This window comes from Pseudomonas lyxosi (assembly GCF_047758685.1).
Lineage (GTDB): Bacteria > Pseudomonadota > Gammaproteobacteria > Pseudomonadales > Pseudomonadaceae > Aquipseudomonas > Aquipseudomonas lyxosi.
This window is the reverse complement of sequence record NZ_CP180481.1, coordinates 5807435-5833111: the sequence shown is the minus strand read 5'-3', so window position 1 is coordinate 5833111 and position 25677 is coordinate 5807435. Positions and strand designations below refer to the sequence as shown.

Sequence of the window (25677 nt, the reverse complement as noted above, 5' to 3'; positions counted from 1 at the left end):
TATTTGTGAGATTTGTAACGTTTTTGCGCGAATCACCCTCGATTGTGGCGCAGGGGCATTTGAATATACAAACAGGAGTTTTCGCGATGGCACACCTAGAACCCCAAGCGTTGGCGCAGTACATCGATCATACCTTGCTGGCGCCCGATGCTTCCCGCGAGCAAATCGCAACGCTGTGCCGCGAAGCCGTAGAACACGGCTTCTATTCGGTGTGCGTGAACTCGGGGCAAGTCCCTCATGCGGCTCAGTGCCTTGCCGGGCAACGCGTCAACATCTGCGCGGTGGTCGGCTTCCCGCTGGGCGCCGGTTTGAGCGAGACCAAAGCCTTCGAAGCCGAGCGGGCGATTGCCGCCGGTGCCGGGGAGGTCGACATGGTGTTGAACATCGGCGGGTTGAAAGATGGTTTGTTCGATCAGGTGCGGGACGACATCGCCCAGGTCAAACAGGCCTGCGGCAGTGTGCCGCTGAAAGTCATCCTGGAAAACTGCCTGCTCACCGACGCCGAAAAAGTGAAGGCCTGCGAGATTTGCCGTGATCTGAATGTCGCTTTCGTCAAAACATCGACCGGCTTCAGCCGCAGCGGCGCCACCGTGGAAGATGTCGCCCTGATGCGCCGCACCGTCGGCGCGGTCATCGGGGTCAAGGCTTCCGGTGGCGTACGCGATTACCCGACCGCAATTGCGATGATCGAGGCCGGCGCCACCCGACTGGGCACCAGCTCGGGCATCGCGATCATCAGCGGGGCCCAGGCGGCGGGTGAGGGCTACTGATCAGTCCACACGCAAGACGATCTTGCCGATGTGATCACCCGCTTCCATCCGGGCATGAGCCTGTGCCGCGTCGGTATAGGGATAGACCTTGTCGATCATCGGCAGGCAACGCCCGGCGGCGAGTACGGGCCAGACGTACTCGCGCAACTGTTCGGCGATCGAGGCTTTTTCTTCGCGGGTGCGCGCGCGCATCAGTGAGCCAGTGACCGTCGCGCGTTTGCCCAGGATCGCCAGCAGATCGACATCTTTGGCATGAGCGCCACCGAGAAAGCCCAGCATCACCAGCCGACCGTCCATGCCCAACGCCGCGATATTCGGATTCAGGTACGAACCGCCCATAATGTCGAGGATCACGTTGACGCCCTTGCCGGCCGTTTTTTCCTGGATGACCTGGACGAAGTCCTGATCGCGATAGTTGATCGCCTCGGCCCCCAACGTGCGGATCGCCGCACACTTGTCCTCACTGCCCGCCGTGGCGAATGCCTTGATGCCAAACTCGCGACACAACATCAGTGCGGTCGTACCGATGCCGCTGGTGCCGCCGTGAATCAACGCGCGCTGACCTTTACTGGCGCCGCCCATGTCGAACAGATTGGCCCACACCGTGAAGAAAGTTTCTGGCACCGCCGCGGCGTGCACCCAATCCATCCCTTCAGGAATCGGCAACGTCTGGCTGGCCGGTGCGACGCAATACTGTGCGTAACCGCCGCCATTGGTCAGTGCGCAGACGTTATCGCCGACAATGAATTCGTTGACGCCTGCGCCGATGGCTACCACTTCACCGGCCACTTCCAGGCCGGGAATCGGACTCATGCCGGGTTTCATCGGATACTTACCGGCGCGTTGAATCACATCGGGGCGGTTGACCCCGGCAGCGTGCACGCGAATCAGCACTTCGCCTGCGCCAGCGGTCGGGACCGGTTCCTGGCGTGGCTTTAAAACCTCCGGGCCACCGGGTTCGGTGATTTCAATCAGGGTCATGGTTTGGGGCAGAGTCATGTCGGCGTCCTGTTGTGAAGGTGTTCAGAAAGTGGGACCGCGTCTTGGCGGGGAAAATCAAAAGATCGCAGGCTTCATGGGCAACTCAACGGAATCGGCTGATCGCGACGATTCAACAAACCCATCCCCAGTTCCAGTAACAGTGCGACCACAAGGGCGCCGGCCGCAATGACAAACAACAACGCGTGATCGCCGCCGCTGGTGTTGAACAACGCCGAATACGCAAACCCGGCGATGGCCTGAAACGTGGCGAAGGAAACCGTCGCGCGGCTCCAGGCAATTTGCTGCTGATGATGCTGTGGGATCAGTTCGTGAACCCGTGCGAGTGCCAGTGGGACGATGCCCGGCGGGAATGAGCCGAGGATCACCGCCAGCAAGGCCAGCGCTGCGAAAGAACTCGATATCGAAAGCAGGCCGACGGCAATCGCCTGCACCACCAGCACCAGTCGAATGCTCTGTTTCGCGCCCAGTTGATCGGCCAGAAAGCCATAACTCACCGGCCCGATAATCGCGCCAACGCCATACATCACCCAGATCAGTGCACCGATGTGCGAGCCGGCACCGAGCCCGCGGGCCACGTAATCCACCAGGAACACCATCGCTGGCACGAGTCCGGCGGCCATGAACGCGTATTGGGCGAACAACAGGTACACGCGCGAGTCAGTCGTTGTCGACGAAGTGTTGTCCGGCGCCGTGGCGGTCGCGTGGTGCGAGTCTGATGGCCAGCCGAACCAGCTTGCAGCGGTCAGCAGCAGCGAAAGAAGACCGAGGCCAAACCAGGTTTGCTGCAAGCCAAGGCTCAGCAACGGCGGAACAATCGTTCCCGACCCGGCAATGCCCAGGCCGATGCCCAGAAAAATCGCACCGCTGGCCAGGCCTCTGCGGGATGCCGGCACATGGGGCAGCACCGTTGCAGCCACCAGCACCATGATTGCGCCACCGGCAATGCCCGACAGCAGACGCCAGCCAAAGAACCAACTCACCGACAACGGAAAACCACAGGCAAAAAACGACAAGGTCACAGCAAACATCATCAGACGCAGGGCCGTTGTATTGGACGTGCGCTGGGCCACGGGGCGGCCGATCAGTGCGCCGATCAAATAGCCGACCAGGTTGGCGGCACCGAGGTAGACCACGTCGCTCGCCGAAAACCAGTGCGCCTGGATCAATGAGGGAATCAACGGTGTATAGGCAAACCGCGCCAGGCCAATGCTGACCAGGCTGGCGCAGAGGCCGGCAAAGATCGGCAGCCAGATCGCGTTGCGCGGGGTGGGCGAGGTGCTGTGCATGATAACGATCCTGTAAGTTTTGCTGGCCTCCAGCCTATCGTGGTTTACGAATGCAATAATGCAGCGATTTCGCGCTAGAGTGATGCATCTATGCATCAGTTGGAGAGCCGTATGAACTGGGATGACGCGCGGGTGTTTCTGGCGGTGTGCCGAGAGTCGACGCTAAGGGGCGCGGCGCGAGTGTTGGGTGTCGATCAGGCCACGGTCGGACGGCGGATCACGGCGCTGGAAAAGTCCTTGAGTGCCACGTTATTCCTGCGCACCTCCGAGGGTTATGCGTTGACGGCTGTCGGCGAAGCCGCGTTGCGGGCAGTGGAAAAAATGGAGCATTCGGCACTCGAACTGGAGCGCCGGATTCAAGGCCTCGACGATCGACTGACCGGGCTGGTAAGGGTCAGCACCACGGACTCCCTGGCCATCGACTTCCTGATCCCGGCGATTGCTTGCCTGCATCAACGGCACCCCGACGTGCGCGTGCAACTGGACGCCTCGACGCAGATTCTCAGCCTGTCCAAACGCGAAGCCGATATCGCCGTGCGCAATACCCGGCCGGACAACCCGGACCTGATCGCCCGGCGCATCGCCCGCTGGCCGGTGGGTCTTTTCGCGTCTCAAGCGTATGTCGATGCCCATGGTGCGCCGGAGCCGGGCTCGGCGTTTGAGGGGCATGACCTGGTGGTGTATCAGCCGTATCTGCAAGGCAACAAAGACATGACGCTGGTCTCGGAACCGTTGGGTCGAGGGCGCATCGTCTCGAGCCTGAGTTCCAGCCTGCTGGTGCGCCGATCCATTGCTGCAGGGCTCGGGCTCGGGGAAATTCCGGTGTACATGGGGGAGAGGGACGGGCTGATCAGGTTGTGGCCGGAGCGCACACGACCGGTTCCGTATGACGTGTGGCTGGTGACCCACGCAGACCTGCGGCATACCGCCAGAATCCGTGTAGTGATTGATGAAATTGTCGCGGTGTTTTCTGGTACTGGCGAGTGAAACGCAGAACCTGTAGCAGCTGGCGAAGCCTGCGTTCGGCTGCGAAGCAGTCGTAAACCCAGCGCACGCGGTGTGTCATAAAGACCGCAGCGTCTGATTTCACGACTGCTTCGCAGCCGAACGCAGGCTTCGCCAGCTGCTACAGGGATCGCGGTGACCTTTATGGCATTTCCGGCAGTTCTTGAGGGCGCAGGTCAAACACCAGCACTTCAGCATCCACGCCGTTGCTCAACGTCAGCACCTGTTCATCGCGAACCCGCACGCCATCGCCTTCCTGCAACGGCACGCCGTTGAGCTCGACGCTGCCACGGGCCACATGCACATAGGCATAGCGGTTTGCGGCCAACTCCAGAGTGGCGCTTTCCTTACCGTCGATGAGCGCGGCATACACCCGTGCATCCTGACGCACCTTCAGCGAACCCTTCGCCCCGTCGGGGGAGATGATCAGTTGCAGACGGCCGCGTTTCTTCTGCGTACTGAAGTGCTCTTGCTGATAACGCGGTTTGGCGCCGCTGACTTCGGGCACGATCCAGATTTGCAGGAAGTGCACCGGCCGGGTGGTCGAGTGGTTGAATTCGCTATGCGCCACGCCGCTGCCGGCGCTCATCAACTGCACGTCGCCTGGGCGGATCACCGAGCCGGTGCCCAGGGTGTCTTTGTGTTCCAAAGCACCTTCGAGCACATAAGAGAAAATCTCCATGTCGCGGTGTGGGTGCTGGCCGAAGCCTTTGCCTGCGGCAACCCGGTCATTGTTGATCACCAGCAGGTCGGAAAAACCCTGCTCTTTCGGGTTGCGATAGTTGGCGAAGGAAAAGGTATGGAACGACTTCAACCAACCGTGATTGGCCGCGCCGCGATCGGAAGCTTTGCGAAGGGTCAGCATGATGAAATCTCCTGTGGGGACGTTGATTCGTCCGAGTGAGGAGAAGGTTAATGGTTACTGGCTGGTGCAATAAGTAGATGAAAATTGAAATACTGTCCCGTTGAGGTTGACAGTAATCGGCAAGCGATCACGTATTCTTCTCCGACGCTGATGCCACATTTGGCCATAATGCACAGCATTCTTCGGATACCGGGCACTCCCATCAAAAGTTGAGTGTCCCGCAGACTGACCTTCTTATGACTTCAGTGATTTGAACCCATGAAAACCGTGGCTATGGTGTTGTTTCCCGACTTCCTCCTGCTGGACATGGCCGGCCCCATGGAAGTGTTTTCCATCGCCAATCGATACCTGGCAGCGGATGATCGTTACGAACTGTCGACCGTCGGCACCGAACATGGTGCACTGCGTGCCTCCAACGGCGTCAGCGTCCAGGCCGATATGCACATCGATCAGGCGGATCGGGCGTTTGACCTGTTGCTGGTGCCGGGCGGTCCGGGTGCCTACAACGAAAAACATCCACCGTTGTTGTGTTGGCTCAAAGCCGCAGTCGGTCGCGCCGAGCGATACGGCTCGATCTGCACTGGCGCGTTTGTGCTGGGGCATGCCGGTTTGCTGGACGGTTATCGCGTGACCACCCACTGGCATTACACCGAACGACTGATCAAAGGCTTCCCAAAGGCCACCGTCGAAACCGATCAGATTTACGTGCAGGACCGCAACCTCATCACCTCCGGCGGTGTCACCGCCGGTATTGACCTGGCGCTGGCGGTGGTTGCCGAAGACCACGGCAAGAAAGTCGCCCAGGACGTGGCCAAGGTATTGCTGGTGGTCATGAAGCGGCAGGGTGGGCAGGCGCAGTTCAGCCCGTTGATGGCCGCTGTCGCACCGCAGGAAACGCCGATCACTCGCGTGCAGAACTATGTACTGGAACACCTCGATGAAGCATTCAGCATCGAGCGCATGGCCAGCCTCGCGAACATGAGTGCGCGGCACTTCGCCCGGATGTTTGCTCGGGAAGTGAACATGACGCCCATGGAATTTCTGCAAAGTGCGCGTATCGACTGCGCCAGGAGCCTGCTGGAAACCAGCGACTTGCCCCTCAAGACCGTGGCCTTCAAAAGTGGCTTCGGCAGCGTGCGGCACATGCGTTTTCTGTTCAGTGAAAAGCTCGGTCTGACCCCGTCCCAATACCGTGAACAGTTCAGTTAGAGCGTTCTTGTCCGTTCTGCGCACCCAGATGGCGGTGACACTCCCACCGTGGCAGTTGTACCGTCACTGAGGCCTGCCAAGATACGGGTGAACGCTTTGCAATGGAGATGCGGGAGTCTGGAGGGCGCGTGCGATGGATGTGCTGCACGGTGAGCCGGGCCAGGTTTCAGCACGAGAATGTGCATGAACAGCCTCAGAGATTTAAACAGCGATGCGGTGTTGCGATTCGGCCCCTACGCATTCCACCAGCGGCAACGGCTGATCCTGGAAGGTGACCGGCCGTTGCGCATGGGCGGTCGGGCACTGGATATCCTCCAGGTGCTGGTCGAGCGCGCCGGCGACGTGGTCAGCAAGGACGAATTGATTGCCCACGTCTGGCCGACGTCCGTGGTCGAGGAAATCAACCTGCGTGTGCACATTGCAGCCCTGCGTCGGGCGCTTGGCGACGGGCAGGATGGCCAGCGTTACATCGTCAATATTCCCCAGCGCGGCTACAGCTTTATCGCCCCGGTGGAACAGGTGCCCGCGAGCACGCTGGCCTTGATCCAGACCGTGCAAAAACATCAGCACAATTTGCCTGCACGGCTGACGCCGGTGACTGGTCGGGATTCGATAGTCGGCAGTCTGGTGCGGCAGTTGCCGGTACGGCGTCTCATGACCCTGACCGGCCCCGGCGGCATTGGCAAGACCACGGTGGCGTTGCGTGTCGCCGAACTGCTGTTGCAGCATTATGAAGATGGCGTGTGGCTGGTTGATTTCGCGGCGATCGATGATCCCGCGCGAGTGGTCGATCATCTGATCCAGAGCCTGGAACTGGAGACCGGCACCACGCTGGACGTGCTGGCAAATCGGCACGCGTTGTTGGTGCTCGACAACTGTGAACACCTGCGCGAACGCTGCCGAACCCTGGTCGAGGATGTGCGGATGTCGGCGCCTCGGCTGTCCATTCTGGTGACCAGCCGCGAACCGTTGCAGGCGGTGGGGGAAACGGTCCTGCGTCTGCCGTCACTGGCGGTGCCGCCTGCATCGGCGTTGCGCAGTGTCGCCGAAGCCATGGGGTACTCGGCGGTGCAGTTGTTCGTCAGCCGTGCCCGGGCCCGCCAGCAAGGGTTTGCCCTGCGCGAACAAGACCTCAAGGCGGTCCGCAAAATCTGCCGGCGGCTCGACGGCTTGCCACTGGCGATTGAACTGGCGGCGGCGCAGATCGATGCCTTGGCGTTGGTGGGCTTGCAAGCGCAACTGGACAACTGCTTTCAATTGCTGACCCTGGGCCGGCGCACCGCCGTGCCCCGGCATCAAACCCTCAAGGCGGCGCTGGACTGGAGCTATGAGCGACTGAACCTGCTGGAACAGACCGTGTTGCAGCGCCTGTCGGTGTTCAAGATGTCCTTCACCCTCGAGGCCGCGATGGGCGTGAGCAGTTGCGCGATGCTCAAACCGGATCAACTGGCGTCGCTGGTGGAGCGGCTGGTGGCCAAATCGTTGCTCTCGATGGATCAGGTCAACGGCACCACCCGTTATCGCTTTCTCAACACGACGCGCGCGTATGCACAGGAGAAGCTCGAACACAGCGGTCACCTGCGTGTGTTCGAGCGGCGTTACTCGCAGTACATCAGCCGGGGGCAATGGGTTTCAGGCATGCAATTGCCCATGGAGCTCGTCGAGTAACCGCCGGACTTTATGCAGGTCCGGCGTGGCAAAACCTTCGGTGAACCGGTTGTAGATCGGCGCCAGCAAATCATGGGCGTGCTGATAGCGGCCCTGACGCTGCCAAAGTTGAGCCAGCGAGGTGGCGCTGCGCAGTTCCCAAGCCAGGGCGCCCTGATGTTTCGCCACGTTCAATGCCCTGATCAGCACGGCCTCGGCCGCTTCGGTTTTCAGTGGGCAATTTTCGGCCAGCAGCGCATCAGCCCGGGCCCGCAGAATTTCTGCCGTGCTCCAGCCTGCCGTACCGGAGTCGGCCCGTTGCAACAGGGCGTCATCGACGAAACCGCTATCCAGTGTGACCATGATGTCCTTGATCAGCCCCACACCTGGCTGAAGAGGCAAGTGCGCCTCGGCGCGGTCGATCACCTGCGCATAGTGCCGGGCCCAGGTGTAGAACAGCAGCACCGAATGTTTCTGCGCTTGCTCCAGTAGCAGACGCAAAAGTTTGCGGGCGGTTTTGCTGTCCCCGTTGTAGTGGGCGATCAGGCAACCGGCCAGCGCCAGGGTGTAGCAAATGGAGGTGCCATGGTTGATCTGGATCGCGATGTCCAGCGCTTGCCGGGCGGTGCGCCAGGCTTGTTCCGGTTGTCCCTGCAGCCAGAGGATGCGCGCCAGAATCGTCAGGGCGGCGACGCTCTGATCGTAGTGCACGCCAAAACCGTAGGTGAAACGGTTGAGGTGGCCGCTCTGGGCCATGCGCTGGAGGACCTGTTCGGCATTCATCCGCGCCTGCTGCTGGTCCCCGGCAAAGTGCAACGCCAGCACCCGCAAGCGATGCGTGCTGAGGGACAACACCGCATCGCCGTGCAGCCCCAACCGATCGAATTGCCGGCTCTGTTCCAGGGCCATTTGATAATTGGCGCAACAGAGGTTGACCGCCATGTGCCCGGACACCGCCCGCAACTGACCGGCTAAATCGTTGCAATGTCTGGCCAGGATTCTGGCGCTGACGAACGCCTCGACGGTTTCCGTCGTGCCGACCTGAGTGTGATAGCAGGAGCTACCGAGGGCGAGCTTGAGCGTCATGTGCAGACGAGGGCAGGGCTCGGGCGCCGCCTCAAGCAACGCCAGCGCTTTGCGTACGTAAACGCCATGTTCCTTGAGCAGCGAAAACTCCTGCCAGAGTGGCGTCGACGTCGCGGCCAAGCGTATCGCCAGCGTCTGCGGCCCTTGTCCATTCAAGCCCCAGTCGAGGGCCGAACGAATGTCTTCCAGGCTGCGCGCGTAACGCTCGATCCACAGGCCCGTGGAGATCAGCTCCCAGTCAGTCTGCGCTTGATGCATCAAGGCCAGGCAGAGTTCCGCGTGGCGTCCTCGGGTGTCTGCAATTTCAGCGGCCTGGTCGAGTTTTTCCAAGGCGTAGCTGCGGGTCGTGTCGAGCAATCGATAGAACACCTCTTCGTCGCCCACCTCGACGTTCAGCAGCGACTTGGCCACCAGTTGCGTGATCGAACCGAGCACCACGTCGGGCTCGATGTGTTCGCCGACGATCACCGCTGCTGCTGACTCCAGCGTGAACCCGCCGCGGAACACGCCCAGTCGACGCAGGCAGGTTTGCTCGCAGGCGTTCAGCAGTTCGAAACTCCAGTCGAGGGTCGCGCGCAGCGTTTGGTGGCGACCCAGCGCCGACTGACAGCCCTGGGTGAGCAGGCGAAAACTGCCTTGCAGTTGCGCGAGCAAACCGCTCACACCCAAGCTGCCGACTTGTGCAGCGGCCAGTTCGATCGCCAATGGAATGCCGTCCAGGCGCCGGCAGATTTCAATCGCCAGCGGCAGTTCATCGTCAGTCAATTCAAAGCTGTCATGGCTGGCCATGGCCCGTTCGACGAACAAATGCAGCGCCGAAAACGTCAATGCCTGGGCGCGATCGAGCACGGCGATGGGCGGCGGAAAATCCAGTGACTCCAGACGCTGAACGAATTCGCCTTCGGCGCGCAGGCTCTCACGGCTGGTGGCCAGAATGTGCACCTGCGGCGCTGCGCGAAGAAGGCTTTCGCAAAGCAAGGCAATCGCGTCGAGCAAGTGTTCGCAGTTGTCGATCACCAGCAACATCTGGCGCTCGCGCAGAAACGCCGCCAGACCGCTCATCGGTTCGGTGTCGTGCAAGGACAAATCCAGCAGCGTGGCCAGATGCGCGGTGATCATCATCGGGTCAGTGATCGGCGCCAGGTCCAGCAGGCGAATGCCGTCCTGGTAGCGACCGATCAGTTGTTCAGCGACGCGCAGGGCCACGGTGGTCTTGCCGATCCCGCCCGGGCCGACGAGGGTGATGAAGCGCTGGCGTGGCAGCTGCGTCATCAGGCTGTCGACCAAGGCCTGGCGTCCGATCATGCGCGTGTGGCGGATCGGCAGGTTGTGGCCGCTTGGCATGGGCCGTTCGCCCTCGGGCGGTTGTTCGATCTGTTCCAGCGAGTACGGTGCCACAAAGCTGTAGCCACGCTGAGCCACGGTGATGATGTAGCGCTGACCGGCCTGACCGTCGCCGAGGGCTTTGCGCAGGGCCGCCATGTGCACGCGCAAGTTGATGTCTTCCACCACGCTTCTGGGCCAGACCCTGGCCATTAGTTCTTGCTTGCTGACCACGTTCCCCGCGTGTTCCAGCAGGATCAACAGGATGTCCATCGCCCGTCGACCCAAGCGCAAAGGCTGGTCGGCCTCCATCACCAGACGTCGTCCGGGATAGATGCGGTAGGGGCCGAAATGGATGGCCTTTACGGGGGAAAGGGTCAACGGGTCACTCCTGCTTGCAGCCGTCTGGTAAGCGGTTTTCGAGCATATTCCTCAGGTTTTTCCTTCAACGCAACGAGGGTTCGCCTGACTGTCGGGTGTTCGCTGCGACTGCCTGTGCCCGGCGCCAATGGCAGGTGCCGCGTTTATTGGGCGCCACCGTAGCAAAGCTCGTGTTGCGGCTTTTGGCGCGCCAATGAAAATTAACAACGTTTAACTCGTGCTGCATCTGGTCTACGCCCAAAACTCTGCTGCTTCAACTTCCGCCGGTCTGTGGGAACGGTGGTGTTGCAAAGGGATTAACACCTCAATAGGACGCTGGAATGAGCAACGTGGTGGTGGTCTATCACAGCGGCTACGGGCACACCCGGGTCATGGCCGAGGCCGTGGCCCAGGGTGTGGAACGGCACCTGGGCAGCACCTGCCTGCTGATTCCGGTCGAGGACGTGGACCAGCACTGGGACCGTTTACACAACGCTGACGCCATCATCTTCGGTGCCCCGACTTACATGGGCAGCGCGTCGGCGTCCTTCAAGGGATTCATGGAAGCCACGGCGGCGTTCTACCTCGCCCAGCCGTGGCGCGACAAGCTCGCGGCCGGGTTCACCAACTCCGGCTGCCCGTGCGGCGACAAACTCAACACATTGCTGCAGATGGCGGTGTTCGCCGCGCAGCATTCAATGATCTGGGTCGGCCTCGACTTGCTGCCGGCGCGTTCGGGCACGGGCATGTTCGATGGGCAATTGAATCGCCTGGGCAGCTCGCTCGGCGCCATGGCCCAGTCGAATGTCGAACAGTCCCCGGACTTTGCCCCACCGCCCGAAGACCGCTGCACCGCCGCCCATCTCGGCGAGCGGGTGGCGCGACTCGCCGAACGCATGGGCCACTCACCGGTTTGAAACACCCCAACACTCGCTAAGGAGAAATTGCATGAGTACATTCACGACCCGCGACGGCACCGAGATTTACTACAAGGACTGGGGCACCGGTCAGCCCATCCTCTTCAGTCACGGCTGGCCATTGAACGCCGACAGCTGGGAATCGCAGATGATCTTCCTGGCCTCCAAAGGTTATCGGGTCATCGCCCACGACCGCCGTGGCCATGGTCGCTCCAGCCAGCCATGGGCGGGCAACGACATGGACACCTACGCCGATGACCTGGCGCAGTTGATCGAGTTGCTGGACCTCAAAAACGCCGTGCTGTTCGGCTTCTCCACCGGCGGCGGCGAGGTGGCGCGCTACATCGGTCGCCATGGTACTGGTCGTGTGGCCAAGGCCGGGCTGATTTCCTCGGTGCCGCCGCTGATGCTCAAGACCGAAGCCAACCCTGGCGGCCTGCCAATCGAAGTGTTCGACGGCATTCGCGAGGCATCCCTGGCCGACCGTTCTCAGCTTTACATCGACCTCGCCAGCGGTCCGTTCTTTGGCTTCAACAAACCGGACGCCAAGTCATCTCAGGGCATGATCGACTGGTTCTGGATGCAAGGCATGACCTCCGGCCACAAGAACGCTTATGACTGTATCAAGGCGTTCTCCGAAACCGACTTCACCGAAGACCTGAAGAAGTTCGACATACCGACGCTAGTCGTGCATGGCGACGCGGACCAGGTGGTTCCGATCGAAGCGGCGGGCATTGCGTCTGCAAAACTGGTGAAAGGATCTACGTTGAAGATCTACCCCGGCGCTCCCCATGGCTTGACGGATACCCATAAGGATCAGCTCAACGCTGATCTGTTGGCGTTCTTGAAGGACTAAGCGTTAATCCCTGGCCCTCCGATCCTATGCCATGGAAGCTCTGTAGCAGCTGTCGAGCCCCGGCGAGGCTGCGTTCGGCTGCGAAGCAGTCGTGAAACCTGATGACGCGGTTTACCTGAAACACTGCGTTGGCTGATTTTACGACTGCTGCGCAGCCGGACGCAGCCTCGCCGGGGCTCGACAGCTGCTACGAAGCGTACGGTGTCGAGCTTTATTGCGCGTGAATTTGAGCGGTGTAGGCGGGGCGTTGGAGCAGGGAGCGCATTACCTGACAACGCCACGCAAACGGAGTGATGCCTTCATTGCGAGTGAAGATGTGGCAGAAATGTGCCTGATCGCAGAAGCCGCATTCGAGACTGATTTGCGTCAGCGTCAGGTCGGTGCTCTGGATCAATTGCTTGGCGCGGGCGATGCGCTGGTTGCGAATCCAGTCCTGAGGCGAGAGCCCGGTGCTGCACTTGAACGCGCGGGAGAAATGACTGCGCGAAAGGGCACAAGCGCGGGCCAATTCGGTGACTTCAACGGTTTCACCGAGGCGCTCGAGGATCAGTTGCTTGGCCAGGCTTTCGCGCCACGGGGTCAGGCCGCCGGTGTTTTTCTTTCGCGTTTCAGTGGCCGTCGCGCGGGCAACGTTTTGCTGAGAATGGGCCATGACAAATGTCCGTGTCGGTGAGCTTCATCTTTGGCCGCAGGGCTCTGGCAGGCGAGTTAAACGTTGTTAATTCCGTCCGTGCAGGTGGCAACCAACGGCGCTAACTCAGCACATTGCTGCAATTTCTACGGGGGCGATCCGTGCAAAATCGACGTCATCTGGCGGTGTTGTGCGTGGCCGCTCTTCTGACTCGAGCAAGGTGGTGGCATGAAACATTCTCTGGTTTGCGCGCTGGGGCTCGCGGTAGCGCTGGCGTCCGGTATTTCCTCGGCTCAGGCACCGGCGCAAGTCGGCACACAAGTGCCGGGTTACTACCGGTTGGCGGTGGGCGATTACGAGGTGACGGCGTTGTTCGACGGCTACAACGATCTGTCGCCGAAACTGCTCAAGGGCCTGACCCAAAGTCAGATCCGCGCGCTTCTGGCTCGCCGTTCGATTGAAACGCCGGGCGTACAAACCGCGTTCAACGCCTTTCTGATCAACACTGGCAAGCAGTTGATCCTCGTCGATACCGGCGCCGGCCAGTGCATTGGTGCTACAGCCGGGATGCTGTCAGACAATATGAAAGCCGCCGGTTATGAGCCTGCGCAGGTCGATACGATTTTGTTGACCCACCTGCATCTGGATCATGTCTGCGGACTGGTTGATGGCCAACAGAAGCCGATTTTCGCCAACGCCACGGTCTTTGCTGCGAAGGCAGAAGCCGACTACTGGCTTGATCCGCAGGCCCTCGCCAAGGCGCCCGAGGGTGCCAAGCCGTACTTCAAAATCGCCCAGGACTCGACCGCGGCCTACGTCGCCGCGGGTCGCTTCAAGACGTTCGATGCCGGTCAGTCGCCCGTGCCGGGTGTGGTCAATGCGGAACTGGAGGCCGGTCACACGCCGGGCAGCACCACGTACCGCTTCACCTCGCAGGGGCAGAGCATTTTGTTCATGGGCGACCTGGTGCATAACCTCGCGGTGCAGTTCGAGCATCCGGAAGTGTCGATTGGCTTTGACGTCAACAGTCAGCAAGCGATCAAGAGTCGCGCCAAGGTTTTCAGCGATGCAGCGGCGAGCAAAGTCTGGGTAACGGCGGCGCATTTGCCGTTTCCGGGCATCGGCCATATCGCGGCGCAGGGCAAGCATTTCCAATGGGTACCAGTGGAGTACGGTCCTTACAAACGTGCGGCCAACGTACCGCTGATCGAATAAAGTCCACCGCCGGGTGCCTGGCTGAACACACGAGGGAATCTGCCTGTGAACCGTAACGATTTGCGCCGCGTCGACATGAATCTGTTAGTGATTTTCGAAGCGTTGATGTTCGAAAAGAACCTCACCCGTGTTGCTGAAAAACTGTTCATGGGGCAGCCGGCGGTGAGTGCGGCGCTGGGGCGGTTGCGGGATCTGTTCGACGATCCGCTGCTGTTGCGCAATGGCCGCGGGATGGAGCCGACGGGGCGGGCACTGGCGATCCTCAAGGAGCTGCAACCGGCGATGGATGTGATTTCCGGGGCGGTGAGCCGGGCCAAGGAATTCGACCCGACGACAAGCTGCGATGTGTTTCGCATTGGCCTTTCGGACGACGCCGAGTTTGGCTTGTTTCCGCCGTTGCTGCGGCAACTGCAAGAAGAGGCTCCGGGGATCGTGGTTGTGGTGCGCCGTGCCAACTACCTGCTGATGCCGGCATTGCTGGCCTCGGGAGAAATCTCCGTGGGGGTGAGCTACACCACGGATTTGCCGGCGAATGCCAAGTGCAAGAAGTTGCGGGACATCCCCTGCAAAGTGCTGCGCGGGGACAAACGCCCGGGGGTGCTGACACTCGACGAATACTGCGAACGACCGCATGCCATGGTGTCGTTCTCCGGCGACCTGAGCGGCAACATCGATCTGGATCTGGCCAAGGTCGGCCGCAGCCGCCGCGTGGTGTTGGGCGTTCCGCAGTTCAGTGGGTTGCGGGCGTTGCTGGCCGGGACCGAGATGATCGCTACCGTGCCGGATTACGCAGCGTGCGCGTTGGTCGAGGGTTGTGCGTTGCGGGCCGAAGCCCCGCCGTTTCCGATTGAAGCGGCGCAGCTTTCGATGGCCTGGAGCGGGGTGCATGACAACGATCCGGCGGAGCGATGGTTGCGGTTGCGGATCAGTGAGTTCATGTCGAAGCCTTTGCCGATTTCGGCTTGAACGTGGCGGCCTTCGGGCCGATCACATTCCCCCACGGCGCTTCGCGCCTGCCCCCCCAGATGAACACCTCCACTCAGCCTCCCGATGGGGCGGGTGGATCAAGATCAAAAGCAGGCGAGCTAACGCTCGGCCTGTTGAGTGGTGAGAAGCAAAACGTGTACGCCGATCCCCCTGTAGGAGCTGTCGAGTGCAACGAGGCTGCGATCGGCCTGCCAGCCGACCAATCTCGTGCAGATGTACACCAATCCCCTGTGGGAGCAGCGGTGCGGCGATCCGGCTTGCCCGCGAAGGCGGTCTTTCCAGTCGACAGTGATGTTGGCTGACCCTCCGCCATCGTAGGCCAGTTCAAGCCCGCGCCCTCGGGGGATCTTCGTCAGTTTTCAGATCCAGGCTCATACACAAAAAGAGCACACACATCCAATTTTTCCCGCCCCCACACCGGCACTATCGAATGACGTTCCGGCACATCGCTGCCGGTGGTTTTTCATTAGAGCAGGTGGCCCATGAACGCTTCGCGATGGGATGAACGAGCCCAGGATCTCGGGTTGTTTTTTTTGCGGGTCAGCGGCGGTTTGTTTCTGCTGTGGGTGCATGGTTTGCCGAAACTGCTTAACTACAACGCTCAACTGCAAGTCATCGAAGACCCTTTCCACCTGGGCGCGAACGCCACGCTGATGCTGGCGATTTTTGCCGAGGTGCTGTGCCCGCTGCTGATCATCGCCGGGGTGCTGGTGCGTCTGGCGTGTCTGCCGATTTTGGCGGTGTTGCTGATCGCGCTGCTGGTGGTGCATGCGCAATGGAGTCTTGATGAAGGGCAGTTCGGTTGGCTGCTGTTGATTCTGTTCACCAGCCTTCTTATCGCCGGGCCGGGACGGCTGGCGCTCAATGTCCGTTTCCCTGGAGCTTTGCGTTATGCCTGAATCCAATCGTTTCGAGGAAGTCGTGACCCTGGTCATCAAGCACAGGATCAAGGCGGGGTTTGAAATGCCCTACGAAGCCTGGTTGCGCAACATTGTCAGCATTGCCGGGCAGCAGGAAGGGCACTTGGGCGTCGATGTGATTCGCGGCAAGAGTGCCGGTCTTGATCTGTACACCTGCGTGCTGCGCTTCTGCTCGACCGAATCGATGCAGCGCTGGCTCGATTCGCCGCAACGGCTGGAACTGGTCAACGAAGCCACGCCGATGCTCGCTGACGGCGACCAGACCGAGGTCAATCCGGTCAACGAATTCTGGTTCGCGCCGCAAGCCGACGCCGCTTCTCCGCCACCGCCGCGCTGGAAGCAGGCCGTGGTGACGTTGTTGGTGATTTTGCCGCATACCTTGCTGGTGCCGCTGATCTGGGGGCCGCTGCTGCAGCTCAGCGCCTTCCTGTCCAATTACGTGGTCGCGACGTTCCTGATCACGCTGACCATCGTCGTTTCGGTGGTGTACCTGTTCATGCCGATGGCGACGCGTTTGTTCGCGCCTTGGCTGTCCTCTTCCACTCAGCCCAAGGAAACGCGATGAACGCCGATCTGATTTTATTCAATGGCCAATTTCATACCGTTGACCGTGAAAACCCACGCGCCAGCGCTGTAGCGATCAGCGATGGTCGCTTCGTCGCGGTTGGCACCGACGCCGACGCCATGGCCCTGCGCGGTTCGGGCACACAGGTCATCGATCTCAAGGGTCGCTGCGTCATTCCCGGCCTCAACGACTCGCACTTGCACCTGATCCGTGGTGGCCTCAACTACAACCTCGAATTGCGCTGGGAAGGCGTCCCCTCACTGGTCGACGCACTGCGCATGCTCAAGGATCAGGCCGACCGCACGCCGACGCCGCAATGGGTGCGTGTGGTCGGTGGCTGGAACGAATTCCAGTTCGCTGAAAAGCGCATGCCGACCCTCGAAGAACTCAATCAGGCCGCGCCGGATACCCCGGTATTTGTCCTGCATTTGTACGACCGCGCCTTGCTCAACCGTGCCGCGTTGCGCGTGGCCGGTTACACCCGCAGCACGCCGAACCCGCCGGGTGGCGAGATTGTGCGCGATGCCAACGGTGAGCCGACCGGCATGCTGGTCGCCCGGCCCAACGCGATGATTCTGTACTCGACGCTGGCGAAGGGGCCGAAGTTGCCGCTGGAGTATCAGGTCAACTCCACCCGCCAATTCATGCGCGAGCTCAATCGTCTCGGCCTGACCAGCGCCATCGATGCTGGCGGCGGTTTCCAGAATTATCCGGACGATTATCAGGTGATCGAGCAGTTGGCCAAGGACCAGCAGCTGACCATTCGCATCGCCTACAACCTGTTTACCCAGAAGCCCAAGGAAGAGCTGACCGATTTCAAAAACTGGACCAGCAGCGTGACCCTGCATCAGGGCGACGATTACCTGCGGCACAACGGCGCCGGGGAAATGCTGGTGTTCTCAGCGGCGGATTTCGAGGATTTCCTTGAGCCGCGTCCGGACTTGCCGCAAACCATGGAAGACGAGCTGGAGCCGGTGGTGCGTCACTTGGTCGAGCAGCGCTGGCCGTTCCGTTTGCACGCCACGTACAACGAATCCATCAGCCGCATGCTCGACGTGTTCGAGAAGGTCAATCGCGACATTCCGTTCAACGGTTTGCCGTGGTTTTTCGACCACGCCGAAACCATTACACCGCAGAACATTGAGCGGGTGAGGACGCTGGGTGGCGGTATCGCGATTCAGGATCGCATGGCATTCCAGGGCGAATATTTCGTTGAGCGTTACGGCGCCAAAGCCGCCGAAGCGACCCCGCCGATCAAACGCATGCTGGCCGAAGGTGTACCGGTCGGCGCCGGCACCGATGCCACGCGCGTGTCCAGCTACAACCCCTGGACTTCGCTGTACTGGATGGTCAGCGGTCGCACGGTCGGGGGCCTGGAACTGCATGCCGAGGGCTTGTCTCGTCAAACCGCACTGGAGCTGTTCACCCACGGTAGCGCCTGGTTCTCTTCCGAGCAGGGCAAGAAAGGCATGATCAAGGTCGGCCAACTGGCTGACGTCGCAGCCTTGAACGCGGATTTTTTCAGCGTCGACGAAGAAGCGATCAAGTGGATCGAGTCGGTGTTGACCGTGGTCGGTGGCAAGGTGGTGTACGCCGCCGGTGACTTCGAAAAACTCGGGCCGGCCAGCGTACCGGTGCTGCCGGACTGGTCACCGGTGGTGAAAGTGCCGGGGCACTGGCGTCCGACCTCACCGATGCAGGCGCAGGTTCACCATTGCAGCGGGCCGTGCGGCGTGCATTCCCATAGCCATGAAAAGGCGCGGTTGTCGAATGCGCCGGTCAGCGATTTTGCGGGTTTCTGGGGCGCGTTTGGCTGCTCGTGCTTCGCGTTCTGACGATCAAAAAAAGCGCCGACCCTTCACGTCGGCGCCGTATGTAATACCCATCCACCGAGGAGTTTCACATGAGCAACGTTCCGTACAAACGCCTGAACAAAGATGACGCCGTTGTCCTGTTGGTCGACCACCAGACGGGCCTGATCTCGCTGGTTCAGGATTTCTCGCCGAACGAATTCAAGAACAACGTACTGGCCCTGGGCGATGTGGCCAAGTTCTTCAAGCTGCCGACCATCCTGACCACCAGCTTCGAAAACGGCCCGAACGGCCCGATGGTTCCCGAGTTGAAAGAGCAATTCCCAGACGCGCCGTATATCCCGCGTCCAGGCCAGATCAACGCCTGGGATAACGAAGATTTCGTCAAAGCCGTTAAAGCCACTGGCCGTAAGCAACTGATCATCGCCGGTGTAGTCACCGACGTTTGCGTGACGTTCCCGACGCTGTCGGCGCTGGCTGAAGGGTTTGAAGTGTTCGTGGTGACCGATGCCTCGGGTACTTTCAACGAAACCGTGCAACAAGCAGCCTGGGCGCGCATGGCGGCGGCCGGTGCTCAACTGGTGAACTGGTTCTCGGTGGCCTGCGAGCTGCAGGGCGACTGGCGCAACGACATGGAAGGCCTGGCGAACCTGCTGTCACCGCGCATTCCGAACTACCGCAATTTGATGAACAGCTACTCGGTGCTGACGTCGAAATAAGTTTGCGATCGCACAGAAAAATGCCCGCGAATGCGCGGGCATTTTTGTGTCTGACACAACACCTTTCTGTGATGATTTTTTTGTGGCGAGGGAGCTTGCTCCCGCTTGAGTGCGCAGCGCTCACAAGAAAATGGGCCTGCTTCGCAGCCCAGCGGGAGCAAGCTCCCTCGCCACAAAAGCTCCTCAACACAAAAACTAATCGTGTTGACGTTTCTGCAGCCAACTCAGGAATCCGCTTTTCCTGATCGGTACCGGTGTGGTCATCAACGCCAACCGACTGCTCTGCTGTCTGACCGCCTGCAGCTTGTTCAACGCCCGACCCACTTCGACACGTTGTTCCATGCAGTTACGGGTCAGGGATTTGTCGATCCGGTAAATGATGCACGAGGTCAATGTGGTGAAGGTCGCCTGCGAGGGCGTATCGGCGAGAATGCTTTGCTCGCCCATGACTTCGCTCGGCCCCATACGCCCGGCTTCGGTTTGCCCAGTGCCATTGGGCACGGTGGCGCTGACCACGCCGGTGGCGATCACCATCAAGCTGTCTGGCACTTCGCCCAATTCCAATACCACCTGACCTGCCGCGTACTGCTGCGGGACCATCGACTGGGCGATCTGATCACGCTCATCCTCGCTCAAGGAACGGAAGATTTTCACTTCATCGAGCAACGCCCGTGCGCGGGTCGTCGGTTCAATCACGCCATCGAGCTGCCGGGAAATCCCCGCCGCTTCAAGGTGCCGATGCACCAGGTCGAACAGTTGATTGCGCACTTCGCTTTTTTTACCCAACTCGGCGATAAACCCGCTGGCTACGTATTCGGACATGGTTTCGCCAGACTCTTTCAGCACTGCTTTCGGTGCCGGGTTGAGCAGCAAACTGCTGCTGCCCTGAAGCGTGCGGTCCAGTGCATCCAGCACCCGACGCGGGCGAATGTGGTTAGGCACCTTAATGCTGATCGACACGCCGTGCATGTTGTTCGGCCGACTGAGGTTGACGATTTTTGCCTTGGCCGCCACCGAGTTCGGCACCACTGCCGTACTGCCGGCACTGGTCAGCAGGTGGGTGGCGCGCCAGTCGATGTCGAGCACTTTGCCCTCGACGCCGTCAATCATGATCCAGTCATCCACCTGATACGGCTTGGTGGTGTTGAGCACGATCCCGGAAAACACGTCGCTCAAGGTACTTTGCAATGCCAGGCCCACGACGATGGCCACGACGCCGGAAGTCGCCAGCAAACCTTTCACCGGCAGCTCCAGCACATAACCAGCCGCCGCGACGATGGCGATCAGAAACACCAGCGCGCCGATGACATCCTGCAGCAACCGACCGCTGTGACCGATGCGGCGCATCAGTACCAGACCGATGACCTCGGTGAGCACCCGTGCGGCGTACAGCCACCAGAGAATCCCCAGCGCCGTGGCGCTCAGTTGCGCGACAGGGTCCTCAGCCAACAGCGGCGCCTGCAACGGGCTCACGCCGGCATTGATCACCAGGGTGCTGAACATCGCGAACAGCGCAAGCCGCACGCCAACCCGCGTGACGCGATGCCGGAAAGGCGCGAGGTGCCAGAGCACGGCGTCGATCACCAGCAGCAAGGCACTCCAGGACAGCAGATGGGCGAGGAAAAAGGACATGGGGAAACTCCGGCTAAAATAACGCTTTCGATTCATGTAGCAGCTGTCGAACTGTGGCGAGGGGATAAATCCCCTCGCCACATAGCTACTACAAGGGCAAGCAGCTTCGCCACACATTGCTGTGTGGCGAGGTGGACTCAGTTCAAGTGAGTCTTGAGTTCCAATGCCGCCTGACGAACCGCCGCTTTCGCTTGCGGAATCTGGCTCAGCGGGTTGAGCAGGCCGAAGTCGTGAATCATGCCGTTGTAGCGCACGGCCGTGACCGGCACCCCGGCCGCGTCGAGGTGGCGCGCATAGGCTTCGCCTTCGTCACGCAACACGTCGAACTCGGCGGTTTGCACCAGGGCCGCTGGCAAACCTTTGAGCTGTTCGGCGCTGGCTTGCAACGGCGAGGCATGGATCTGCGCACGCTCGGCTGTGTCGGTGGTGTAGCTGTCCCAGAACCAGTTCATCATGCCCTTGGTCAGGAAGTGGCCTTCAGCAAATTGCCGGTACGATCCGGTGTCGAACTGTGCGTTGGTCACTGGCCACATCAAGAGCTGGAAGCGCAGCGCCGGAGTTTTCTGTTCCTTGGCCATCAAGGCCACGACCGCCGCCATATTGCCGCCGACGCTGTTGCCGGCCACGGCCAGGCGTTTGCCATCGACGCCGATTTCCTTGCCATGCTCGGCCACCCAACGGGTCGCGGCGTAAGCCTGGTTGATTGCGGTCGGGTAGTGCGCTTCCGGCGACGGCGTGTAATCGACATACACCGCGACAGCACCGGAGCCGACCACCAGGTCGTGGATCAGACGCTGGTGAGTCGGGTAATCGCCCAACACCCAGCCGCCACCGTGGAAGAACATGAACACCGGCAATTCACCTTTGACCTTGGCCGGCCGCACGATTTTCAGGTTGATGGTTTGCCCATCGACCTTGATCGCACGGTCGCTGACGTCCACACCCGCCAGATCAACCTTCACCGAGTTTTGCGCGCCGGTCAGTACTGCACGGGCATCTGCAGGGCTCAGTTGCTCAAGCGGCTTGCCACCGCCGGCAGCGAGGGCTTCGAGGAAGGCTTGCGTGTTGTGTTCGACACCCGGGCTGCCAGCGGCAAAGGCGTTGCCTACGGCCAAGGCGAGGAGGGAAGCGGTCAGGGTTTTTTTCACGATGTTCATGGTTAATTCCTTTTTAATTGTGCGTTCGGGTTTTGGTGTAGAAGCAGCGGCTGTCGCTGCACCGTGGACACAGATTAATAAGGTGTCTAAAAAGGAAAAAGCGGCTATAAAGTGTTTGACTGTCAACCAAGGCGTGACAATGAACCCGTTCGAAGATATGCGTATTTTTTGCCAGGTCATGGACTCTGGCAGCTTCACCGCGGCGGCCGATCAATTGGGCCTGTCCAAGCAGTTCGTCAGCCGGCGGTTGATGCAACTCGAAGAGCGTCTGGGGGTGCGGCTGCTCAATCGCTCCACGCGGCGACTGGACGTGACGCCACTGGGGCAGAGTTATTACGAGTCAGCCTTGCGCCTGCTGGGCGAAGTCGAGCAAGTGGAGCAGGGCATCGCCGGCCAGACCACCGAGCCTCGCGGCACAATTCGTATGAGCGCGCCGTTGTCGTTTGCGGTGGCGCATCTGGGCTGTTTGCTGCCGGTGTTTTTGCAGCGTTATCGCGATGTCACGGTGGAGGTCGACCTCAGTGATCGGCCGGTGGATTTGCTCAGTGAGGGTTATGACCTGGCGCTGCGCATCGGCATTCTGGAGGACTCGACGCTGATCGCCCGACGCATCGCTTCCATCCAGCGGGTGTACTGCGCCAGCCCGGCTTACCTGGCTGAACGCGGTACGCCGCTCAAACCCGAAGATTTGCACAATCATGACTGCCTGCCTTACGGCCACGGGCGTCAGGTGCAATGGCGTTTCGAAGGGCAGGGCAAGCCGATGGTGGTCAATGTCACCGGGCGGATGCGGGTCAACAATGGTGAACTGCTCAGGGATGCGGCGATTGCCGGTATGGGGATTACTTACTTGCCGACCTTCATAGTGGGTTCGGCGCTGAAGGACGGCAGGCTGTTGCCGGTGTTGGACGCGTTTGGTTCCGAGCCGTTGACGTTGTCGGCGGTCTATCCGCAGCATCGCCAGAGTTCGCGACCAGTGCAGGCGCTGATCGAGTTTTTGCGGGAGCGGCTGGATCAGACTCAGGGTGGGTTGTAGCGCGCCGGATCACAGAATTCCTTGTAGGAGCGAGGCTTGCCCGCGAAGGCGTCGTATCAGTCAACGCTTGTGTTGAATGTCACGACGCCTTCGCGGGCAAGCCTCGCTCCTACAAAGGGTTTGTGGGGTTCTTGTGATCAGTGTTTGTCAGCTCTTTTTGTCGTCGCCCGGTTCACCGCCGACATGCACGCCGTGATCGTCGCCGACTTCACCGGAGCGATGCACGCCGTGGTCATCGCCGACTTCACCCGCGCGATGCACGCCGTGATCGTCGCCGACTTCACCGGCGCGATGCACACCGTGATCGTCGCCTACTTCACCGGCGCGATGCACACCGTGATCGTCGCCGATTTCACCGGCGTGATGAACCCCGCGATTGTGGCCGACTTCGCCCGCGTGGTGAACGCCGTGATCATCCCCCGGTTCGGCGTGGGTGCCACTGCGCCCGGAAGAGGATGAGGCCGAGTTGCCCGAATGGCCCGAGCCATGGTCGCTGCCACTGTGACCGCTGCCGCTATTGCCGCCACTGCCGCTTCCACCGTGACTGCCGCCACTGCCGCTTCCGCCGTGACCGCCGCCATTGCCGCCGCCACCGCTTCCACCACCGCCGCCAGAGCCCCCGCCACCTCCACCGCCAGAGCCACCACCGCCCCCGCCACCAGAGCCGCCCCCTCCGCCACTCCCGCCATCCTTGGCCTGTGCGCTCGATACACCGGACAGGCTGTCTGGAATCAATACGGTAGACGCCGACAGAACTGCGCCAATCGCTACTGCCAGTAAAAGCTTGTTGATGTGCATGTCGTTCTCCGTCTTCTTATTCAGGTTGGAACGTTGATGAACAATGCAACTTGCTGCTCGATTCAATGGGTGAACACCGCAGCGCGCTGATTAATTCAGTTGCAACGTGGATGAACGATGAACGGTACAACTCGACCCTGTTCCAGCGGGTCAGTGAATACTCGAGGCCAGCTCGAAAATCGGGATGTACATCAGGATCACAATCACCCCGATCAGCAGGCCGATGAAGGTCATCAGCAAGGGTTCGAACAGCCGTACGAACCATTCGATCCAGCGGCTGATTTCTTCGTCGTAGAAGTCGGCGCTGCGCTCCATCATTTGCCCCAGGTTGCCGGACTGCTCGCCAGCGCGCAGCAAGCGCAGGGACACCGGTGTCACCAGATGATTGAGTTCCAGGGCGGTCGACAGCGACTGGCCCTCGCGCACCCGTTCGCAGGCCTGGTCCAGGCGCGCGCGGGAGGCGACGGTGAGCAGGCCGCGCACCATGCCCATGGCGGTGACGAGGGGAATGCCGCCTTGCAGCAGAATCCCCAGCGAGCGGTAGAAGCGCGCCAGTTCGTACATGAAAATGCGTTGATGGACCGCCGGAAGTTTTTCAATCACACGGTCCAGGCCCCGACGAAAGGCCGGTTGGCGCTGGAGCAAGGTGAGGGCGACGATGATCGCCAGCAATGCGCCGAAGAATTCGCCCTGATGGGCGTGCAGGAACATCCCGCTGCTCATCAGGATCTGCGACAGCCACGGCAGGTTCGAGCCCAGCCCTTCGAACACCAGGCTGAAGCGCGGCACCACGTAGCCCATCAGAAACAACACCACGCCACCGCCCACCACCAGCAATAGCAGGGGGTAGATCGAAGCGCTGACGATTTTTTGCCGAACCTCGTCCATGCGCTGGCGATAGCTGACATAGCGGCCCAGGGCATCGCCCACGGCGCCGGTCTTCTCGCTGGACTGTACCAACGCAACGTAAAGAGGAGGGAATACCGCCGACAACTGGGCCAGTGCCTGGGAGAACGATTTGCCTTCATAAAGCAGGCGCACCAGTTCGCTCAAGGTCTTGCGGGCCTGGGGCGCGTTCTCTTTTTCCGCGAGGCTTTCCAGCGCATCGATCAACGGCAGGCCCGCATTGAGCAACGTGGTCAGTTCCTGGCTGAACAGCACCAGGTTGAAGGTCTCGCGCTGCCTGACGCGCAGCGCACGCCAGTGACGCTCGGCGTACAGGCTGATCACCCGATAGCCCTGGTCTTCGACGATGCGCCGGGCTTCGCTGTGGCCGAGCGCCTCGACGGTCATCGAGACGACGCCGGCCTTGCCAACGGCTTTGAGATGAAAACGCATGATCGCCTCCCGTCATTGCCAGCTGGTGACTTCGGCGTTTTCGCCTTCGCCGCCGGGTTGTCCGTCCTTGCCCATGGACAACAAGTCGTATTCGCCGTTTTCGCCGGGGTAGCGATAGGTGTAGTTACGGCCCCATGGATCCTGCGGCAGTTTTTTCTGAAGGTAAGGCCCGGTCCATTTGGTTTCATCGCTGGGCGCGGTGACCAGCGCCTGCAAACCCTGTTCGGTCGATGGGTAATGACCGACCTCCAGACGGTACAGGTCCAGTGCTTTGCCCAGGCCTTCTATTTGCGCCTTGGCCACCTTCACTTCGGAGCGGCCCAGTTGGGCGAAATACTTCGGCGCGACGATGCCAGCCAACAGCCCCAGCACCACCAACACCACCAACAGTTCGAGCAGGGTGAACCCGCGTTGAGTACGCGGGGCGGAACGCAAACGCTGATTCATGATGACCTCACACAGTCGGCAGAAGGGTCGCCGTGAAGGCTTATGCAATTGCCATGCACATGCCCGGAGATTCTTCTGCAACCCCTGCATTACGG

23 protein-coding genes are annotated in these 25677 nt (G+C 60.7%); 13 read left to right on the top strand and 10 right to left on the bottom strand.

All coding sequences use genetic code 11. The features are described from left to right. Positions 1–86: 86 nt before the first annotated feature. On the top strand, positions 87–770 hold the full coding sequence (gene deoC / locus ACMXYI_RS26725) for a deoxyribose-phosphate aldolase (RefSeq protein ID WP_415769910.1): 684 nt from the start codon (positions 87–89) through the stop codon (positions 768–770). Here deoC and ACMXYI_RS26720 read toward each other — a convergent pair whose 3' ends face one another. Together ACMXYI_RS26720 and ACMXYI_RS26715 are read right to left on the bottom strand one after the other, a co-directional pair. Further along, positions 771–1769 carry an NAD(P)H-quinone oxidoreductase gene (locus ACMXYI_RS26720; protein ID WP_415769909.1) on the bottom strand — a complete coding sequence of 333 codons (999 nt, stop codon included), beginning with the start codon at positions 1767–1769 and terminating at the stop codon, positions 771–773. It abuts the gene before it with no gap. A 74-nt stretch (positions 1770–1843) separates the two neighbouring features. After that, the gene (locus tag ACMXYI_RS26715; RefSeq protein ID WP_415769907.1) at positions 1844–3058 is read right to left on the bottom strand and encodes a YbfB/YjiJ family MFS transporter; all 1215 of its coding nucleotides are present in this window, start codon (positions 3056–3058) and stop codon (positions 1844–1846) included. Between the two features lie 111 nt (positions 3059–3169). Between ACMXYI_RS26715 and ACMXYI_RS26710 the strand changes: the two genes are divergently transcribed. Further along, positions 3170–4045 carry a LysR family transcriptional regulator gene (locus ACMXYI_RS26710; protein WP_415769905.1) on the top strand — a complete coding sequence of 292 codons (876 nt, stop codon included), beginning with the start codon at positions 3170–3172 and terminating at the stop codon, positions 4043–4045. A gap of 160 nt (positions 4046–4205) precedes the next feature. Here the strand turns inward: ACMXYI_RS26710 and ACMXYI_RS26705 are convergent, their stop codons facing one another. Then, the gene (locus ACMXYI_RS26705; protein WP_415769903.1) at positions 4206–4928 is read right to left on the bottom strand and encodes a pirin family protein; all 723 of its coding nucleotides are present in this window, start codon (positions 4926–4928) and stop codon (positions 4206–4208) included. A 258-nt stretch (positions 4929–5186) separates the two neighbouring features. Here ACMXYI_RS26705 and ACMXYI_RS26700 point away from each other — a divergent pair, with 258 nt between their 5' ends. Both ACMXYI_RS26700 and ACMXYI_RS26695 read left to right on the top strand, forming a co-directional pair. After that, entirely contained in the window at positions 5187–6137 is a 951-nt protein-coding gene (locus ACMXYI_RS26700; RefSeq protein ID WP_415769902.1) for a GlxA family transcriptional regulator, read from the top strand. 183 nt (positions 6138–6320) lie between these two features. Beyond that, positions 6321–7805 carry an ATP-binding protein gene (locus ACMXYI_RS26695; protein ID WP_415769900.1) on the top strand — a complete coding sequence of 495 codons (1485 nt, stop codon included), beginning with the start codon at positions 6321–6323 and terminating at the stop codon, positions 7803–7805. On the opposite strand, the gene ACMXYI_RS26690 is transcribed toward ACMXYI_RS26695, so the two are convergent. Further along, positions 7770–10574 carry an ATP-binding protein gene (locus tag ACMXYI_RS26690; protein ID WP_415769898.1) on the bottom strand — a complete coding sequence of 935 codons (2805 nt, stop codon included), beginning with the start codon at positions 10572–10574 and terminating at the stop codon, positions 7770–7772. The two genes, ACMXYI_RS26695 and ACMXYI_RS26690, sit on opposite strands and share 36 nt — an antisense overlap. Before the next feature lie 320 nt (positions 10575–10894). Between ACMXYI_RS26690 and ACMXYI_RS26685 the strand changes: the two genes are divergently transcribed. Further along, complete coding sequence (locus ACMXYI_RS26685; RefSeq protein ID WP_415769896.1) at positions 10895–11470, top strand: flavodoxin family protein; 576 nt, start codon at positions 10895–10897, stop codon at positions 11468–11470. A 31-nt stretch (positions 11471–11501) separates the two neighbouring features. Beyond that, positions 11502–12326, top strand: coding sequence for an alpha/beta fold hydrolase (locus tag ACMXYI_RS26680; protein WP_415769895.1), 825 nt, complete (start codon positions 11502–11504; stop codon positions 12324–12326). 211 nt (positions 12327–12537) lie between these two features. Here the strand turns inward: ACMXYI_RS26680 and ACMXYI_RS26675 are convergent, their stop codons facing one another. After that, the gene (locus ACMXYI_RS26675; RefSeq protein ID WP_415769893.1) at positions 12538–12978 is read right to left on the bottom strand and encodes a helix-turn-helix domain-containing protein; all 441 of its coding nucleotides are present in this window, start codon (positions 12976–12978) and stop codon (positions 12538–12540) included. Positions 12979–13185: 207 nt separating this feature from the next. On the opposite strand from ACMXYI_RS26675, the gene ACMXYI_RS26670 reads away from it, so the two are divergent. The 6 genes from ACMXYI_RS26670 to ycaC all read left to right on the top strand — a co-directional run bounded on the left by ACMXYI_RS26670 (position 13186) and on the right by ycaC (position 19174). After that, the gene (locus ACMXYI_RS26670; RefSeq protein ID WP_415769891.1) at positions 13186–14172 is read left to right on the top strand and encodes an MBL fold metallo-hydrolase; all 987 of its coding nucleotides are present in this window, start codon (positions 13186–13188) and stop codon (positions 14170–14172) included. A gap of 45 nt (positions 14173–14217) precedes the next feature. Continuing rightward, positions 14218–15138 carry a LysR family transcriptional regulator gene (locus ACMXYI_RS26665; protein ID WP_415769889.1) on the top strand — a complete coding sequence of 307 codons (921 nt, stop codon included), beginning with the start codon at positions 14218–14220 and terminating at the stop codon, positions 15136–15138. Between the two features lie 503 nt (positions 15139–15641). Further along, on the top strand, positions 15642–16058 hold the full coding sequence (locus tag ACMXYI_RS26660; protein WP_415769887.1) for a DoxX family protein: 417 nt from the start codon (positions 15642–15644) through the stop codon (positions 16056–16058). Next, entirely contained in the window at positions 16051–16644 is a 594-nt protein-coding gene (locus ACMXYI_RS26655; RefSeq protein ID WP_415769885.1) for an antibiotic biosynthesis monooxygenase, read from the top strand. Before ACMXYI_RS26660 ends, ACMXYI_RS26655 begins: the two co-directional genes overlap by 8 nt. Beyond that, positions 16641–18479, top strand: a complete 1839-nt coding sequence (locus ACMXYI_RS26650) for an amidohydrolase (RefSeq protein ID WP_415769883.1) — start codon at positions 16641–16643, stop codon at positions 18477–18479. The genes ACMXYI_RS26655 and ACMXYI_RS26650 overlap by 4 nt, the downstream gene beginning before the upstream one ends. 68 nt (positions 18480–18547) lie before the next feature. Then, positions 18548–19174 (top strand): isochorismate family cysteine hydrolase YcaC, encoded by a 627-nt coding sequence (ycaC, locus tag ACMXYI_RS26645; RefSeq protein ID WP_008032694.1) that lies wholly within the window; start codon positions 18548–18550, stop codon positions 19172–19174. Between the two features lie 195 nt (positions 19175–19369). On the opposite strand, the gene ACMXYI_RS26640 is transcribed toward ycaC, so the two are convergent. Both ACMXYI_RS26640 and ACMXYI_RS26635 read right to left on the bottom strand, forming a co-directional pair. Beyond that, on the bottom strand, positions 19370–20806 hold the full coding sequence (locus tag ACMXYI_RS26640; protein WP_415769881.1) for a mechanosensitive ion channel domain-containing protein: 1437 nt from the start codon (positions 20804–20806) through the stop codon (positions 19370–19372). Between the two features lie 137 nt (positions 20807–20943). Beyond that, positions 20944–21963: an alpha/beta hydrolase gene (locus ACMXYI_RS26635; RefSeq protein WP_415769879.1), complete on the bottom strand. Its 1020-nt coding sequence runs from the start codon at positions 21961–21963 to the stop codon at positions 20944–20946. A gap of 139 nt (positions 21964–22102) precedes the next feature. Here ACMXYI_RS26635 and ACMXYI_RS26630 point away from each other — a divergent pair, with 139 nt between their 5' ends. Then, positions 22103–22999: a LysR family transcriptional regulator gene (locus ACMXYI_RS26630; RefSeq protein WP_415769877.1), complete on the top strand. Its 897-nt coding sequence runs from the start codon at positions 22103–22105 to the stop codon at positions 22997–22999. Between the two features lie 147 nt (positions 23000–23146). On the opposite strand, the gene ACMXYI_RS26625 is transcribed toward ACMXYI_RS26630, so the two are convergent. The 3 genes from ACMXYI_RS26625 to gspG all read right to left on the bottom strand — a co-directional run bounded on the left by ACMXYI_RS26625 (position 23147) and on the right by gspG (position 25582). Beyond that, the gene (locus ACMXYI_RS26625; RefSeq protein ID WP_415769875.1) at positions 23147–23797 is read right to left on the bottom strand and encodes a hypothetical protein; all 651 of its coding nucleotides are present in this window, start codon (positions 23795–23797) and stop codon (positions 23147–23149) included. Positions 23798–23947: 150 nt separating this feature from the next. Then, positions 23948–25135 (bottom strand): type II secretion system F family protein, encoded by a 1188-nt coding sequence (locus tag ACMXYI_RS26620; protein ID WP_415769873.1) that lies wholly within the window; start codon positions 25133–25135, stop codon positions 23948–23950. 12 nt (positions 25136–25147) lie between these two features. Then, positions 25148–25582, bottom strand: a complete 435-nt coding sequence (gene gspG / locus ACMXYI_RS26615) for a type II secretion system major pseudopilin GspG (protein WP_415769871.1) — start codon at positions 25580–25582, stop codon at positions 25148–25150. Positions 25583–25677 lie beyond the last annotated feature (95 nt).